Here is a 15,437-nt window from a genome sequence, read left to right as displayed (position 1 = left end):
CGCGTTCGAACCGGCCTGCCGCGCCGTCGCCGCCGAACTGGCCGCCGCACTGCCCCGCGGACGCGCGGTCGAGGTGATGTCCGTGCTGGCCGAGCCGTTCGCCGACAACGTCACGTGCGCGTTCATGGGCTGGCCCGATGCGCTGCGGGCGCCGCTGCGGGCGTGGGCGGAGAAGAATCGTCGCGCCACCCGCGCCGGGGACCGGACGGCGCTGTCGACGATCGCCGTCGAGTTCGACGGCCACATCCGCGCCCAGCTCGACGCCCGTCGCGGCGAGCCCGTCACCGATCCCACGGGCGAACTGCTGCACGAAACCGTGGACGGCCGGCCGCTGCGCGACGAGGAGATCGTCTCGATCGTGCGCAACTGGACCGTCGGCGAGCTGTCGACGATCGCCGCGAGCGTCGGCGTGGTCGCCGGCTTCCTGGCGAACCACCCCCAGGTGCAGGACCGGCTGCGGGCGGACCCGACGCTGCTCGTTGCCGCGAGCGACGAGATCCTGCGGATCGACCCGCCGTTCGTCGCCAGCCGCCGCCGGGTAACTGCCGAGCGCCGGGTCGCCGGTTGCCCGCTGCCCGTCGATGCGCGGGTACAGGTGCTGTGGGCGTCGGTGAACCGGGACGGGGCGGTCTTCGGTGACCCCGACGAGTTCCGGCTCGACCGCGACCCCGCCGACAACCTGGTCTACGGCCGGGGCGTGCACTACTGCCCGGGCGCCCCGCTGGCCCGGCTCGAGCTGAGGGTGCTGTTCGAGGAGTTGCTCGGCCGCACCGCGCGGATCATGCCGGCCGACGGGTGCGCCGCCGTGCGCGCCCGCTATCCGATCGGCGGATTCGCGAAGCTGCCGCTGCAGTTCGACTGAGCGCGTACCGCCGGGTGTCAGCCGGTCCGTCGACGGTCGCTGTGCCGCCTCGGGCCGCCGGTCGACAGGGCCGAACGATACTTCGCTCACGCCCGGCGGATGCTCACGGCGGCCGCCGACGTCGGCGCGATAGGCTGAACGATGGCCGATTCGCCGTGTCCGGACGGGCACGGTAGTCCACACCGTCAGACAAAGAGGACCATCGACGTGCAGACCCACGAGATCCGCAGGCGCTTTCTCGACCACTTCGTGAAGGCCGGCCACACCGAGGTGCCCAGCGCGTCGCTGATCCTGGCCGATCCGAACCTGCTGTTCGTCAACGCCGGCATGGTCCCGTTCGTGCCCTACTTCCTCGGCCAGCAGACCCCGCCGTTCAGCACCGCGACCTCGGTGCAGAAGTGCGTGCGCACCCTCGACATCGAGGAGGTGGGCATCACCACCCGGCACAACACGTTCTTCCAGATGGCCGGCAACTTCTCGTTCGGCGACTACTTCAAGGAAGAGGCGATCGGGCACGCGTGGTCGTTGCTGACCGGCTCCGTCGACGACGGCGGCTACGGCATCGATCCCGAGAAGCTCTGGGCGACGGTGTATCTGGACGACGACGAGGCGTACTCGATCTGGCACGACAAGATCGGCGTCCCCGCCGAGCGCATCCAGCGCCGCGGCATGAAGGACAACTACTGGTCCATGGGCATCCCCGGTCCCTGTGGCCCCTGCTCGGAGATCTTCTACGACCGCGGCCCCGAATACGGCGCCCCGGGCGGCCCCGAGGCCGACGAGGACCGCTACATCGAGATCTGGAACCTCGTGTTCATGCAGAACGAGCGCGGGGAGGGCGGGGCCAAGGAGGGCTACCCGATCCTCGGGCCACTGCCGAAGAAGAACATCGACACCGGCATGGGTGTCGAGCGAGTCGCGTTCCTGCTCCAGGGCGTCGAGAACGTCTACGAGACCGACCTGCTGCGCCCGGTCATCGACAAGGCCGCCGAGCTCACCGGCAGCGTCTACGGCGCCGACCATGCCTCGGACGTGCGTTTCCGGGTCATCGCCGACCACGCCCGCACCGCCGCCATGCTCATCGTCGACGGCGTCAACCCCGGCAACGACGGGCGCGGCTACGTCCTGCGCCGCCTGCTGCGCCGAATCGTGCGTTCCGCGCGCCTGCTCGGCGCCGACGCGCCGACGATGGCCGAGTTCATGGCCGTCGTGCGCGACACCATGAGCCCGTCCTATCCGGAGCTGGCGACGGACTTCTCGCGCATCGAGACCGTCGCCGTCGGTGAGGAGACGGCGTTCCTCAAGACCCTGGGCACCGGCAGCAAGCTGTTCGAGGGCGCGGTCGAGTCCGCGAAGGCGCAGGGCAGGTCCGTTCTCGGTGGCACCGAAGCCTTCACTCTGCACGACACCTACGGGTTCCCCATCGACCTGACGCTGGAGATGGCCTCCGAGGCGGGCCTGACCGTCGACGAGGACGGCTTCCGTTCCCTCATGGCCGAGCAGCGTCAGCGCGCCAAGGACGACGCCCGTGCCCGCAAGCACGCCCACGCCGACCTGACCGTCTACAAGGAACTGCTCGACCGCGGCCCCACCGAGTTCACCGGCTTCACCGAGCTGGTGACCGAGGCGACGGTGCTGGCCGTCATCACCGGCGGGGAGCGGCTGCACGCGGCGCAGGCCGGCCAGGACGTCGAGTTGATCCTCGACCGCAGCCCCCTCTACGCCGAGTCCGGCGGACAGATCGCCGACGTCGGCACCATCACCGCCGGCGGCCTGCGCATCAAGGTCAACGACGTCCAGAAGATCGCCAAGCAGCTGTGGGTGCACAAGGTGACCGTGCTCGAGGGCCAGGTCACCGAGGGCGACGCCGTCCTCGTGCAGGTCGACCCGTCCTGGCGCAAGGGCGCCACGCAGGGCCACTCGGGTACCCACCTGGTCCACGCCGCGCTGCGCGAAGTCCTCGGCCCCAACGCCGTGCAGGCGGGTTCGCTGAACAAGCCGGGCTACCTGCGGTTCGACTTCTCCTGGCCCGGTGCGCTCAGCGAGCAGCAGAAGGCCGACATCGAGGCCGTCACCAACGAGGCGGTCGCGGCGAACTACCCGGTCAACACCTTCGTCACGGACCTGGACAAGGCCAAGAAGATGGGTGCGATGGCGCTGTTCGGCGAGAACTACGGCGACGAGGTCCGCGTCGTGGAGATCGGCGGCCCGTTCTCGATGGAGCTGTGCGGTGGCACGCACGTCGAGCACTCCTCCCACGTCGGCACCGTCACCCTGCTCGGCGAGCAGTCCGTCGGCTCGGGCGTGCGCCGTGTCGAGGCATACGTCGGCCTGGACTCGTACCGGCACCTGGCCAAGGAACGGGCCCTGCTCGCCGGTCTGTCCTCGACCCTGAAGGTGCCCTCCGAGGAGGTGCCTGCGCGCGTCGAATCGCTGGTCGAGCGGCTGAAGGCGGCCGAGAAGGAACTCGAACGCACCCGCGCCGCCGCAGTGCTCGCCTCGGCCGGCACGTTCGCCGAGAAGGCACAGCGCACCGGTGATCTGCTCGTCGTCGCCGAGGCGGCCCCCGAGGGCGTGGCCGGCAACGACCTGCGCAGCCTCGCCTCCGACGTCCGCGGCCGGCTCGGCAGCGAGCCCGCCGTGGTGCTGCTGCTCGGTTCGGCCGACGGCAAGGTGCCGTTCGTCGTCGCCACCACCAAGGCCGCGCAGGCCAAGGGCATCAAGGCCGGCGACCTGGTCTCGAGCTTCGGGCCGGTCATCGGCGGCCGCGGCGGCGGCAAGCCCGACATGGCACAGGGATCGGGATCCGACCCCGCCGGGATCCCCGCGGCGTTGACCGCGTTCCGCGCCCGGCTCAGCGAGCTGGCCGGCTGATCGTGGCCGACTTCGCCGGTCCCGACCGCCCGGGTGTCGACGATCCCGGCCGCGGCCGCCGCATCGGCATCGATGTCGGAAGTGTCCGGATCGGCGTCGCCTCGTCGGATCCGGACGGGATCCTGGCCACCCCGGTCGAGACCGTGCCGCGCTCGAAGGAACGCGGGCCCGACGCGCCGGATATCCGGCGCATTGTGGACATCGTCACGGAGTACGAGGCCGTGGAGGTTATCGTCGGACTGCCGCAGACCCTGCGCGGGGAGCCCGGCAAGGCCGCGAAACTGGCCCGTGATTTCGCGGGACGGTTGCGCCGGCGGCTGACCGGGATTCCCGTGCGGATGGCCGACGAACGATTCACGACGGTCACTGCGGCGCGGGCCCTCCGCGAGAGCGGAGTCAGTGCGCGCGGTGCGCGGCCGGTGATCGACCAGGCCGCCGCCGTCGCCATCTTGCAGGGTTGGTTGGACGAGCGGAGTGCAGTGGTGAACGTGGCCGAGGACGGCAAGCCGGAGAGCGGACGATGAGCCGGCACGGGAGGCCGGACGACGAGTCCACCGGGGCGAACCACGTCTCCGGGGATCGTCCCGGGTTCGAACCCGCCCAGCAGGACGAGTGGTACCGGCCGCGGCACGGGACGGAGGCTTCGCAGCCGCCACCGCATCCGGCCGGTGGGCATCCCTACGACGACGCCCCGACCACCGAGCACGTCTACCGGCTCGACGAATACGACCCCGGCGCCCCGTCGCAGCCCGAGCGCCGGCCCTACGGTGGACATCCCGCCGACGAGCCGGGTTCCGAAACCCAGGTCTTCGAGGCCCGGACCTACGAGACCCAGGGCTACGAGCCGCGCGACTACGACCCCCGCGACCACGACGGATACGACCCCGCGCCGGGCGCCTACCGACACGACGACTACGAGCAGCGGCCCGCCTACGACGAGTCGGGCTACGACCAGTTCGGGTACGCCGCGGCCGACGACGATCCGCGCGGCCACACCGAGACGTCCGCGGCGGGACGGGACTGGACCGACTCCGCCGACCGTGCCGCCCCCGAGCCCGTCGGGATGTCCCCGGCCCGCCGGGCCCACGCCCGCTCGGCCCGGGGCCGCCGCACGCGCGGCCGGATCGTCGGGATGCTCGCCGTCGCGGCCGTGCTGGTTCTGCTCCTCGGCGGCGGGTTCTTCGCCTACCAGAAGTTCACCGGCCCCGACCTGCCGCCCGATTACACCGGTGCGGGCGGTCCGGCCGTCGTCGTGCAGGTGCACCCGGGTGACACCGCCGAGCAGATCGGCGCCGCTTTCAAGGAAGCGGACATCGTCGCCAGCTCCGACGCCTTCTACAACGCCGCCGTCCAGAACCCCGGCATGAACTCGTTGCAGCCGGGCTTCTACTCGATCGCCAGCAAGCTTCCCGCCCGCGAGGCCGTCGCCGCGCTGGTCGACCCCGCGAACCGGGTCGGGGCGCTGGTGATCTCCGAGGGCCGGCAGTTGCACGACATCCGCGATGTCAACACCGGTGCCGTGCGCAAGGGGATCTACACGCTCATCGCGGAGGCCAGTTGCCTCGAACGCGACGGGCAACGCACGTGTCTGACCTACGAGGAACTCGACGCCGCGGGTGCGAGCACCGACCTCGCCGCGCTCGGTGTGCCGGAATGGGCGCGGGCCGCCGTCGCGAACGTGCCCGACCGCAGCCGGCAGCTCGAGGGACTCATCGCGGCGGGGCGCTGGGACTTCGATCCCGGCGCCGGGGCAGCGGACATACTCCGGTACCTCGTCTCCACCAGCGCCGAACGCTACGACGAGACGGGTATCACCCAGGCTGCGGCGAAGGTGGGACTGACGCCGTACGAGATGCTCGTCGCCGCGTCCCTCGTGGAACGCGAGGCCCTGCCGGACGACTTCTCGAAGGTCGCCCGGGTGATCCTCAACCGGCTCGAGATCGGGCAGCCGTTGCAGTTCGACTCGACGGTCAACTACGCCCTCGACGAAACCGAGCTGGCGACCACCGATGCCGACCGGGCGCAGGTCACCCCCTGGAATACGTACGCGAGCCCGGGACTGCCCGCCACCCCGATCTCGTCGCCGAGCATCGAGGCGCTGCAGGCCGTGGAGAACCCGGAGGCGGGGAACTGGACGTACTTCGTGACCATCGACGCTCAGGGCACGACCCTGTTCGCCGACAACTACGACGAACACCTGACGAATACGCAGCAGGCGCTGGAAAGCGGAATCCTCGACAGTGGCAGATGACATCGTGACCGGCGCCCGCAAGGCCGCGGTCCTCGGCAGCCCCATCGCGCATTCGAAGTCCCCGTTGCTGCATCTGGCTGCCTACCGGGCGCTGGGGCTGACGGACTGGACCTACGAGCGCATCGAATGCACGGGCGAGCAGTTGCCGGCCCTGGTGTCGGGACTCGGCCCCGAGTGGGTCGGGGTGTCGGTGACGATGCCCGGCAAGTTCGCGGCCCTCGAGTTCGCCACCGAGCGGACCGACCGGGCCGTGCTGATCGGCTCGGCGAACACCCTGGTGCGGACCGCGAACGGCTGGCGGGCCGACTGTACCGACGTCGACGGCGTCACCGGCGCGCTGCGCGCCGCCGGCGTCGGGGATCTGGCCGGCGCTTCGGCGGTGGTGGTCGGGGCCGGGGGGACCGCGCGGCCGGCCCTGGTGGGGCTCGCCGAGCTCGGGGTCACCTCGGTGACCGTCGTCGCCCGCAACGAGGTCCGGGCCGCCGAGACGTTCGACTGCGCCGAGGCGGTGGGTATGAAGCCGCGTTGGTTGCCGTTCGACGCCCCGGAACTCGCGGACGTGTGCGCCGGCGCTGGTGCGCTCGTGAGCACCGTGCCGGCGGCCGCGGCGGCGCCCTACGCGCAGCAGCTCGGCCGCGCACCGTTCGTCCTCGACGCGATCTACGACCCGTGGCCCACCCCGCTCGCCGAGGCCGCCACGGCGCATGGATCCGTCGTGGTGGGCGGCCTGCAGATGCTGCTGCATCAGGCATTCGGCCAGGTCGAGCAGTTCACCGGTCGACCCGCACCGAAGGCGGAGATGGCCGCGGCCCTCGCCGGTTGACGACGCGGCGGGTTCGGCTCCGGCCGGCACCGGCGACGGTCGTCGCATCCGGGGTGATCGATGGGGCGGGGGTCGATGCAGTACTGAGGAACGACTGCATCGACGCCACCCGCGCGACGCCGCGGGCCGTGCGACGGGACGGATCGCCGTCGCACGACCCGGTGCCGGGCGCGATCAGTAGTAGTCGGCCCGGGGGTTCCACGTCGAGATCGCCCAGATGACCACGACGTCCAAGGCGATGATCAGGATCGACCACCACGGGTAGTACGGCAACCACAGGAAATTCGCCAGAATGGACAGCGCGGCGATGATGATGGCCGCCACCCGTGCCCACGTCGCGCCGGTGATCAGCGCGATGCCGACGACGACGATCACGACACCCATGACGATGTGGATCCATCCCCAGGTCGTGAGATCGAACTTGAAAGTGTACTCCTGGCCCTGGACGATCACTTCGTCCTCGGCGACCGCCGCAATCCCCTGGAAGAACTGCAGGACTCCGATCGTGGCCATGATGACCGCGGCTCCGATCGACGTCCCCGCCGCGACGGCCTGTTTCGTGGACATGGGTTCCGGTTCGACATGCACGTTGTGTGACACGGTCGTCTCCCTCTCCGAACGGATCTGACGGGTCGAGTGTGCGCCGGGTTGCACAGGTCCAGCAGGGACTTTCGTCCCATTCTCGGTATCGGCGCGGTCACGCACCCCTCGCGCTCCTTCTTTCGGCGACGAGGCGGGAGCAATCCGGTTGCCTGCCCGAAGACAGCCTGCCCGAAAACCGGATGCGCGCAGACATGTGCGAGCTATCGTCGAACATGCAGTGGACCGGTTCTCCGTTCCCCGGTCGGCGTCGCCACCATGCGGGTGTGGCGCCGTGAAACCGCCCGAACTGCTGCCGAAGACCGATCCCGTCGCTGAAACGAGGCACCCGGTGACCGATTCCGACATCGACGAGATGGGTCCGGTCGACTATCTCGTCATCGAGTTCCCCGCCGACCGTCCGCCCGACGGGTCGGCGCTGCCCCTGCTGCGCGATCTCGTCGAGCGCGGCATCGTCCGAGTGCTGGACCTGGCGTTCGTCCAGAAGGATCCGGACGGCTCCGTCGCCGGGATCGACATCGCCGACGTCGGGCTCGAAGGCGAGGTCGATGTCACGCTGTTCGCGGAGGCCGCCTCCGGTCTGCTCGACGACACCGACTTCGCCGAAGCCGGCGCCGCACTCGAGCCGGGCTGTTCGGCGGCTGTGCTCGTGTACGAGAACACGTGGGCAGCACCCTTTGCTCGCGCTCTGCGCCGCAACGGCGCCCAGCTCGTCGCGTCGGGCCGGATTCCCGTGCAGAGCATCCTGTCGTCCCTGGATCGGATCGAGTCCGAAAGCTGAGAACAGACAGAGGGATTCGGCTACGTCGATCCTTCGAGTATGCAGAGGAGTGCGTCATGCCCGGACTGCTGCGGGGCGTCGCCCGCACGGCCGTGGTGGCGGGAACCGCCACCGCCGTCTCCAACCGTGTGTCCCGGCGACAGGGCCAGCGCTGGGCGGGGCAGGAGCAGGCGCGATACGAACGCTACGAGCAGTATCCGCCTGAACCCGCCCCGCCGCCCGCCGCCCCGGCCGCGCCCGTCGCCCAAGGAGGGACGGACCGGATCGCCGCATTGAAGGACCTCGCCGAGCTGAAGGCGCAGGGCGTGCTCACCGAGGCCGAGTTCGAAGCCGAGAAGGCCCGAATCCTGGCTTCCTGACCAGCCGACGGCACGCCCGACCGCGGTGAATCATCCTGCGGGCGGGCGTGTCCCGGCGCCTTCGGGCCCCACATGCTCGAAGTCTCGGTCATCCGCTTCCCGAGTCGTACGTGCGGCCGGATCGTAGGTGCGCGATCGTGATTCGCTGTCAGCGGTGATGGACACGCTGCGGTGCCACTGCGGCCGCGACGGGGATGGGGGCCGTCGGCGCCGAACGTCGGCGTCGCCGCAGTACCTTCTCGCCTTCGATGACGACCGGAACGAGGAGCGACCAACCCACGCAGGCGAGCCACTGGCCGCCGGTCAGTGAGGTGGTCATCAGCAGATCCTGGAGGAAGCCGGCCTCGACGGCGAACACTGTGACGACGACGGGGATGGACAGGATTCCGAGCGCCCTCAGGACCGGAGCGGTCATCCCCGAGTCCGGGTCTCGGCGCAGGGCGAGTCCGCTCAGGATGGAACCGAACGACAAGACCACGAATGCGGTCGTCATCGGGACGTTGGCCGCGGTGGGGCTCATCTCGCCGGGAGCGAGGAGCATCGCAGCGAGGGTGACGGCGAACTGCAGGATGCCATATGCCAGCCACTGCAGTAGCGCCGTGCGGTTCGCGATCGGCACCCCGGGGTCGCGGGGCGTCTTGGTCATCAGGTTCGGCGGTGGCGGGTCGAGCATGATGACCGCAACCGGAAAGAGGGTGATGAAGAAGTGCTGGAACAGCACCATCAGCGGCGTGAGCGCGACGCCGTCGTTGATGTCGAAGATGCTCGCGACGAGGAACAGCAGGACGAGTGAGAACAGCTTGGACATCTGGTAGCGGATGTAGGACACGATCTTGTCGTAGATGCTGCGTCCCAACCTGATCGCGGTGATCAACGTCCCGAAGTTGTCGTCCGTGAGCACCATCTTGCCGGCCTGCTTGGTGACCTCGCTGCCCGAGCCCATGGCCACCCCGATGTCGGCCTTCTTCAGGGCCGCGGCGTCGTTGACGGCATCGCCGGTCATGGCCACTACCGCGCCGCTCCGCTGCATGAGGTCGGCCAGCCGCAGCTTGTCCTGCGGAGTGACGCGGCCGAAGACGTGCAGGTTCGGCAACGCTGCCGTCAGTTCCTCGTCCGACATGGCGTGCAGTTCGGCCCCGCCGATCGCGCCCGGCCCGAGACCGAGTTCGGCACCGATCGCCGACGCTGTGATCGCGTGGTCGCCGGTGATCATGCGGACCTCGATGCCGGCCGCTCGCGCGGTGCGGACCGAGTCGACGGCCTCCGGGCGAAGCGGATCGATGATGCCGACCATCCCGACGAAGATGAGCTCACCGACGAACGACATCGGGTCGGCCTGCACCGCCTCTTCCCGACCGTCGAGCAGGCGGACCGCGAACGCCAGCACGCGCAACCCCTGCTCCGAGAGAGTTCGGTTGGCCGCGCCCAGGTCGTCGCGGACCTCCTCGATCGGTACCTCCCGACGGCCCGGCTGGTAGGCGCTGGTGCAGCGGGCGAGGACGACATCGGGTCCACCCTTGACGAGTTCCACGAATCGGGTGGTGCCGTCGACCGGTAGGTGGTGGAACGTCGCCATGAACTTGTAAGCGGAGTCGAACGGCACCTCCGCGACCCGCGGATACGTCCGCCGGGTCAGCGGAGCGTCGATCCCGATCTTCGCGGCGAGCACCACGAGCGCGGCCTCGGTGGGATCGCCGACGATGTCGCCGGTGTCGGAGACGGTGGCGTCGCTGTCCAGGCACAGGCCGTACGCGAGCAGGGTGAAGTCCGGAACCTCCAGGCCAGCAGCCTGGGCAATCCTCCCCGTCTTGTCGTAGCCCTCGCCGTCCACGGTGTACCAGCGGCCGTGGAAGTACAGGGACCGGACGGTCATCTGGTTCATGGTCAAGGTGCCGGTCTTGTCCGAGTTGATCGCGCTGGTGGCACCGAGTGTCTCGACGTCGGTGAGGTTCTTCACGACGGCCTTGGCGTCCGCCAGTTGACGAGCCCCGAAGGCGAGCATGGCCTGGACGAACGTGGGCAGACCGGTGGGGATGGCGGACACCCCCATGGAGATGCCCAGCAGCAGCAGCGTCGCCAGTTCCTGCCCCCGAACCAACCCGATGATCACGATGATCGCGACCGCAGCCCACGCAATGATCCCGAGAATCTTGGTCAGTGAGTCCAGCTCGCGCTGAAGCGGCGACTTGCTCGGTGCGACGGCCGACAGCATCGACGCGATCCGGCCCATCTCCGTGTGCATGCCGGTTTCCGTGACGATCATCGTGGCGGTGCCCCGGGTGACCGACGTGTTCTGGAAGACCATGTTGCTGCGGTCGCCGAGGGCGACATCGGTGGTGTCGAGCGTGTGGGGGTCCTTCGGGACGGGGGTACTTTCACCCGTCAGCGCCGCCTCCTGCGTCTCGAGGGTGGCCGTCGTGAGCAGCCGACCGTCGGCGGGCACGATGTCGCCGGCCTCCACTTGCACGATGTCGCCCGGGACGAGGTCGGTGGCGGCGAGCTGAACCAGGATGCCGTCACGGATCACGCGCGTCTGCGGGGTCTGCATCCTCGCGAGCGCATCGACGCTGGCACGAGCCTTCAGTTCCTGTTGCGTGCCCAGCACGATGTTGAGTCCGACGAGCACCACGACCACGATCGCCGTCGGTACCTCACCGATGACGATGCTGACGACGGCGACCGCGACCAGCATCAGGTTCATCGGATCTTCGAGCTGCCGAAGCGCGATCGCCCACATCGACGGTCCGGGCTCGGAGGCGATCTCGTTGAGGCCGTACCGGCGGCGGCGGGCACCGGCTTCTCCCGCGGTCAACCCCGAGTGCCGATCCGAGTTCAGCACCGCGACAACGGTATCCGGCTCCTGGACGTGCCAGGTGTTCCGCTCGGCCTGCACGTCGTCGGTGTCGGTGGGATGCCCCTGATCCGGGGGGTGTTCGGTGAGAGCCATGATCGCTTCTCCTCGCCGGAGACGACTCGTCGGAGACGACTCCTCAGAAGGGCGTGGGGATCCAGTGCAGTTGCTGCCTGGGCGTCCGGTATCCGTGCGGACCCCGACGCTCCGGCAGGGTGATGTCGCGGTGTTCGAGCGGTTCGTAGGGAATCTGGCTCAGCAGGTGGCTGACGACATTGAGCCGGCCGCGCTTCTTGTCGTCGTTGTCGGCGACATACCAGGGTGCCCAGCCGGTGTCGGTGTAGCGGAACATCTCGTCGCGTGCCCGCGAATAGTCGTACCACCGGCTGTACGACTGTAGATCGAGGTCCGAGAGTTTCCAGATCCTGCGCGGATCGTCGATCCGGCGTTGCAGCCGCACCGTCTGCTGTTCCTGACTCACCTCGAGCCAGTACTTGAGCAGAACGATGCCCGAGTCGACGATCGCCCGTTCGACCGCGGGCGTCATCTCGAGGAAGTGCCGCGCTTCCTCGTCGGTACAGAACCCCATCACCCGTTCGACTCCCGCGCGGTTGTACCAACTGCGGTCGAAGATCACCACCTCGCCACCGGCCGGCAGATGCGGAAGGTACCGCTGCACGTACATCTGGCTCTTCTCGCGCTCGGTCGGCGCGGGCAGGGCGACCACGCGGAACACACGCGGGCTGACGCGTTCGGTGATCGCCTTGATGACGCCGCCCTTTCCGGCGGTGTCGCGGCCCTCGAACAGAATGCAGACTTTCGCGCCGGAGGATCTGACCCATTCCTGCATGGCGACGAGTTCACCCTGGAGCGGTTTGAGACGTCGTAGATACTCCTTGTTCTTCATCGGCTTCTTCGCCGGCGTTCCCGGTTCCGCAGCGGGCGAACGGAGCTCCCCGGCTTCGTCAACGCGCTTCCGGCCGTGGCCGCCCTTCGGTGCCTTCTTCCGGGCCGATTTGGAACCCATGACCGAATCTCCCGATGTGTGGACTGGAGGCGAGGGGCCTCATCGAACGGCCGGCACTTCCGGAGCGATCGCCGGAAGGTGCATGGAAGCGATTTTCCATCAGTGCCGAGAAATCCGCCGGATTTCGACCATTTCGCCGGCTCGATCGGGGCGACGCAACGGCGGCGGTGGACGCTCGAAATTGCCACCTTGGGTTCTTCGAATGCCCCAGAATGTCACTGGCCACGTTGTGCACGAGTCAGTGCATCTCTTTGTCGAGCGGAAGGGCTCGCCATGCCGGACAGTCTCGACTCTCCGCGCCCGTCCTCGACCCTGCGGCGGATGCTCGTGCCGCTCGCTCTGGCACAGTTCATCTGCAGCTTCGCCGGGTCGAACATGAACGTGATGATCAACGACATCAGTGCGGATCTCGGGACGACCGTGCAGGGTGTGCAGACCGCGATCACCGTGTTCCTGCTGGTGATGGCCGCGTTCATGATCCCCGGAGGCAAGCTGACCGACCGGTGGGGGCGTAAGCGGTGCTTTGTGCTCGGTCTCGTTCTGTACGGCATCGGAGCATTGATCAGCGCGGTCTCGCCCAACCTCGGGGTACTGATCATCGGCAACTCGATCCTCGAAGGGGTGGGCACCGCGCTGCTGATTCCGCCGGTGTACATCCTCACCACGATGCTCTTCAGTGATCTGACCTCTCGAGCGCGGGCATTCGGTGTCATCACCGGGATGGGCGGCATCGGAGCGGCAGCAGGTCCGCTGATCGGTGGTGTCATCACCACCGGCATCGACTGGCGCGCGGCCTTCGTGTTCCAGGCGCTGATCATCGGAGCCATCCTCGTGCTCAGCCGGGGGATCGTGGACCCGGTGCCTCCCGACCCGGCGCGACCGTTCGACGCCGTCGGCGCCCTCCTTTCCGCCGCCGGCCTGGTCTGTCTCGTGATGGGGATCCTGCAGGCAGACACCGATGTCGTCCTGATGGCGATCCTGGTCGTGGTGGGAGCGCTGTTCATCATGGGGTTCCTGCTGTACGTGCGGGCCCGTGAACGGGCCGGCAAGGAGCCACTGCTGTCGCTGTCACTGTTCCGCAACCGCACCTCGAACCTCGCGTTGGTGACGCAGAACATCCAGTGGCTGCTGCTGATGGGGATCGCGTTCGTCGTTTCCGCCTTCCTGCAGGTCGTCCGGGGATACAACGCGATCGAGACCGGCGTGATCTTCACCGCGGCCACCGCCGGCATCCTCGGTGCCTCGCTCGTGGCGGAGCGGCTGACGGCGAAGTACCCGCAGCGCACGCTGATCACAGCCGGGTTCGTCACCACCCTCGCGGGTGTCGGTGTCCTTCTCCTGCTCGTGCGGGCTTGGACGAGTGCATGGGCATTCACGCCAGGGCTGCTGCTCATCGGCATCGGACTCGGGACGATGCTGACGCCGTCGGTCAACGTGGTGCAGTCCGCATTCGCGGAGGAGCGTCAAGGCGAGATCTCGGGGTTGTCGCGGTGCGTATCCAATCTCGGATCGTCGCTGGGTACGGCTGTGGCGGGTACCGTCCTGGTCGCCGGGTTGACCTCGCCCGACCGCGCGTACGCGCTGGCCATGACAGTGCTGGCCGTCCTCGGTCTGATCGGGTTGGTGGCGGCGCTGCTTCTCCCCGGCACACCCGATCGAACTCCGGCACCACGTTGACGGTTTCGGGGGCTTTGCGTATATGGGCGGCGTACGATATGTACGGTCGTCCCGCAAAAGGGGCCACATGGATGCGAGATGAGCATGCCGGGTGCTGGTGCCGACGCTGTCACGGTCGATCGGCTTACCACCGATTTCGGTGGCGATGTACCACCCGCGGTCCTCGAGGCCGCGGTGGTGGTGGGCGTCGGTAATTCGAGCGGGGTTCCGGAGTCGGATCTGCCGGAACCCGGGGGACGGTTCCTCCGTCGGGGTCCGCTGAACTCGGTCGAGTCGCGGACGACGGCGGTACCGTAGCGCGCCGGGATCGCCGTAGCAGGATCCGAGAATTTCATTCCGGCCGGCTTCGGGAAATCACCTTGCCGGTCCGGTCGAGGAGGCTGACCTGATGGATTCCTTCTGGGATTACGTGTGGTACACGGTCGTCGTATTCGCCTTCGTGGCGTATCTGATCGTGCTGTTCCAGATTCTCGTCGACCTGTTCCGCGATCACACCGTATCCGGCTTCGCCAAGGCGGTGTGGGTGGTCGTGCTGGTGCTCTTCCCGTACATCAGCGCACTGGTCTACCTGATCGTCCGAGGCCGGGGGATGGCGCTACGGGCGCAGCAGGCACAGGCGGAAGCCAAGCAGGCCACCGACGAGTACATCCGGAACGTCGCGGCCGGCAAGTCCCCGGCCGAGCAGATCGCCGACGCCAAGGCGCTACTCGACTCGGGTGCGATCACGGCCGCCGAGTTCGAGCACCTCAAAGCTCAGGCGCTGGGACGGGGTACCGCTGGTCGTGACGGCGTCCCCGTCGGCTGAGTCGCGAGCGGGACCGGAAGTCCGGTGCGATCGTCCTTTCATCATGTCGGTGAGGGCAGGTGGCCGGCAGTCGAATTCGTGATCGGGTCCGTTGCGGCAGAAGTAGATTCCAACTCTCGGGGACGGATCCGGCGGAGTCGGCCGGTGCACGCGGAAGGAGTGCGACATGGTCTACAGTGCCCTCGACCCGAGGAGCGATGTCCGTCCCGCGTCGGCGCGGTCGGCTCCGCAGCCGGCCACCAGCGACCTGAGGCGGGTCCGCACCCGGGACGTGCCCCCACCGGGCGGGGACGAAGCCGTGCAGCTCGAGCTGATCGTCACTCGCCTCGCCGTGCGCTTTCCGTCGATGTCGCGCGGCGACATCGAGGTCGTGGTGCGGACCGTCGAGAAGCGGTTCGCCGACGCGAAGGTCCGGGACTTCCTGTCCCTGTTGATCGAGAAGGCAGCCCGCCGCGAGATCGATGAGGGCACAGCGTCGTCTCGGATCGAACTCGCGTAGGCGGACGGCGATGACAGCGCACGGACCC

At 68.6% G+C, this 15,437-nt stretch carries 13 protein-coding genes; 10 read left to right on the top strand and 3 right to left on the bottom strand.

Annotated elements, in window-relative coordinates; all coding sequences use genetic code 11:
- From OEY_RS0117735 to OEY_RS0117715, 5 genes are all read left to right on the top strand, one after another.
- Positions 1-862 (top strand): cytochrome P450 (locus OEY_RS0117735; protein ID WP_010595170.1); only part of this gene is annotated, 862 nt, incomplete at its 5' end.
- A 207-nt stretch (positions 863-1,069) separates the two neighbouring features.
- Positions 1,070-3,736 carry an alanine--tRNA ligase gene (alaS, locus tag OEY_RS0117730; protein ID WP_010595169.1) on the top strand — a complete coding sequence of 889 codons (2,667 nt, stop codon included), beginning with the start codon at positions 1,070-1,072 and terminating at the stop codon, positions 3,734-3,736.
- Complete coding sequence (gene ruvX / locus OEY_RS0117725) at positions 3,736-4,260, top strand: Holliday junction resolvase RuvX (RefSeq protein WP_174557569.1); 525 nt, start codon at positions 3,736-3,738, stop codon at positions 4,258-4,260. Before alaS ends, ruvX begins: the two co-directional genes overlap by 1 nt.
- Positions 4,257-5,987, top strand: a complete 1,731-nt coding sequence (locus tag OEY_RS0117720; protein WP_010595167.1) for an endolytic transglycosylase MltG — start codon at positions 4,257-4,259, stop codon at positions 5,985-5,987. Before ruvX ends, OEY_RS0117720 begins: the two co-directional genes overlap by 4 nt.
- Complete coding sequence (locus OEY_RS0117715) at positions 5,977-6,810, top strand: shikimate dehydrogenase (protein WP_010595166.1); 834 nt, start codon at positions 5,977-5,979, stop codon at positions 6,808-6,810. The genes OEY_RS0117720 and OEY_RS0117715 overlap by 11 nt, the downstream gene beginning before the upstream one ends.
- 174 nt (positions 6,811-6,984) lie before the next feature.
- On the opposite strand, the gene OEY_RS0117710 is transcribed toward OEY_RS0117715, so the two are convergent.
- The gene (locus OEY_RS0117710; protein ID WP_225222415.1) at positions 6,985-7,377 is read right to left on the bottom strand and encodes a DUF7144 family membrane protein; all 393 of its coding nucleotides are present in this window, start codon (positions 7,375-7,377) and stop codon (positions 6,985-6,987) included.
- Positions 7,378-7,741: 364 nt separating this feature from the next.
- Between OEY_RS0117710 and OEY_RS0117705 the strand changes: the two genes are divergently transcribed.
- Positions 7,742-8,191 carry a DUF6325 family protein gene (locus OEY_RS0117705; protein WP_029540091.1) on the top strand — a complete coding sequence of 150 codons (450 nt, stop codon included), beginning with the start codon at positions 7,742-7,744 and terminating at the stop codon, positions 8,189-8,191.
- 56 nt (positions 8,192-8,247) lie between these two features.
- Positions 8,248-8,550 carry an SHOCT domain-containing protein gene (locus tag OEY_RS0117700; protein WP_003935456.1) on the top strand — a complete coding sequence of 101 codons (303 nt, stop codon included), beginning with the start codon at positions 8,248-8,250 and terminating at the stop codon, positions 8,548-8,550.
- 148 nt (positions 8,551-8,698) lie between these two features.
- Here the strand turns inward: OEY_RS0117700 and OEY_RS0117695 are convergent, their stop codons facing one another.
- A complete protein-coding gene (locus OEY_RS0117695) occupies positions 8,699-11,497 on the bottom strand; it encodes a cation-translocating P-type ATPase (protein WP_010595163.1) in 2,799 nt (932 codons plus the stop codon).
- 43 nt (positions 11,498-11,540) lie between these two features.
- Complete coding sequence (ppk2, locus tag OEY_RS0117690) at positions 11,541-12,428, bottom strand: polyphosphate kinase 2 (protein WP_010595162.1); 888 nt, start codon at positions 12,426-12,428, stop codon at positions 11,541-11,543.
- 273 nt (positions 12,429-12,701) lie between these two features.
- On the opposite strand from ppk2, the gene OEY_RS0117685 reads away from it, so the two are divergent.
- The 3 genes from OEY_RS0117685 (at position 12,702) to OEY_RS0117670 (ending at position 15,409) form a co-directional block, all read left to right on the top strand.
- Complete coding sequence (locus OEY_RS0117685; protein ID WP_010595161.1) at positions 12,702-14,105, top strand: MFS transporter; 1,404 nt, start codon at positions 12,702-12,704, stop codon at positions 14,103-14,105.
- A gap of 388 nt (positions 14,106-14,493) precedes the next feature.
- Positions 14,494-14,910, top strand: coding sequence for an SHOCT domain-containing protein (locus tag OEY_RS0117675; RefSeq protein ID WP_003935451.1), 417 nt, complete (start codon positions 14,494-14,496; stop codon positions 14,908-14,910).
- Positions 14,911-15,076: 166 nt separating this feature from the next.
- On the top strand, positions 15,077-15,409 hold the full coding sequence (locus tag OEY_RS0117670) for a three-helix bundle dimerization domain-containing protein (protein WP_003935450.1): 333 nt from the start codon (positions 15,077-15,079) through the stop codon (positions 15,407-15,409).
- Positions 15,410-15,437 lie beyond the last annotated feature (28 nt).

It is taken from the genome of Rhodococcus sp. P14 (assembly GCF_000256505.1).
In the GTDB taxonomy this organism is placed as follows: domain Bacteria; phylum Actinomycetota; class Actinomycetes; order Mycobacteriales; family Mycobacteriaceae; genus Rhodococcus; species Rhodococcus ruber.
The sequence above is the reverse complement of the archived record's forward strand: the minus strand, read 5'-3'. Positions and strand labels throughout refer to the sequence as shown.

Coding starts and splice junctions, on each gene's coding strand:
- OEY_RS0117720 (WP_010595167.1), top strand. CDS start 4,257: ATGAGCCGGCACGGGAGGCCGGACGACGAGTCCACCGGGGCGAACCAC.
- OEY_RS0117710 (WP_225222415.1), bottom strand. CDS start 7,377: ATGTCCACGAAACAGGCCGTCGCGGCGGGGACGTCGATCGGAGCCGCG.
- OEY_RS0117700 (WP_003935456.1), top strand. CDS start 8,248: ATGCCCGGACTGCTGCGGGGCGTCGCCCGCACGGCCGTGGTGGCGGGA.
- OEY_RS0117695 (WP_010595163.1), bottom strand. CDS start 11,497: ATGGCTCTCACCGAACACCCCCCGGATCAGGGGCATCCCACCGACACC.
- ppk2 (WP_010595162.1), bottom strand. CDS start 12,428: ATGGGTTCCAAATCGGCCCGGAAGAAGGCACCGAAGGGCGGCCACGGC.
- OEY_RS0117685 (WP_010595161.1), top strand. CDS start 12,702: ATGCCGGACAGTCTCGACTCTCCGCGCCCGTCCTCGACCCTGCGGCGG.
- OEY_RS0117675 (WP_003935451.1), top strand. CDS start 14,494: ATGGATTCCTTCTGGGATTACGTGTGGTACACGGTCGTCGTATTCGCC.
- OEY_RS0117670 (WP_003935450.1), top strand. CDS start 15,077: ATGGTCTACAGTGCCCTCGACCCGAGGAGCGATGTCCGTCCCGCGTCG.